This window comes from Actinophytocola sediminis (assembly GCF_054779715.1).
This window is the reverse complement of sequence record NZ_BAAGXS010000116.1, coordinates 1-534: the sequence shown is the minus strand read 5'-3', so window position 1 is coordinate 534 and position 534 is coordinate 1. Positions and strand designations below refer to the sequence as shown.

At 66.1% G+C, this 534-nt stretch carries 1 protein-coding gene; it reads left to right on the top strand.

All coding sequences use genetic code 11. The features are described 5' to 3' along the window. Positions 1 to 534: hypothetical protein (locus ACYVIP_RS44555; RefSeq protein ID WP_460407288.1), on the top strand; the 534-nt coding region annotated here is incomplete at both ends.

The following is a 534-nucleotide window of genomic DNA, read 5'->3' as shown; positions in this document are numbered from 1 at the left end:
GGCGGCGACGCCGAGACGACGAGCCTGAGCCTTGCCAATGTGTTCACGGCAACCGACAGCGATGGCGATGCGATCGTCATCAATGCCGGGGCGAGCGTGACCATCGAGAACGACATTCCCGTCAACAATGCCGCGACGGTCAACCTCGGCACGGTGCATGAAGATGCGCTGAACACGGCAGGTGCCGTTGGCAACAGCGAAGGCGGCCAGACGGTGACGGCGTCGATCACCGCGGCCCAGATCGCCGCCCTGGTGACGGCGGGCGCCGATGCGCCGGTGGCGATCGCGCTGAACGCTGCGGTGTCGGGCCCGAGCGGCCTGACCCAGGATGGCCATGCCATCAACTTCGTCTATGACGCCAACAGCGGCGTCATCAACGGCGTTGTGGCCGACGGCCCGAATGCCGGCGGCGTGGTGTTCACCATTGCGCCGAACGGCAGCGACTTCACCTTCACGCTGAAGGACAATGTCGACCATGGTGCGCTGGATGTCGGCGGCGGCGACGCCGAGACGACGAGCCTGAGCCTTGCCAAT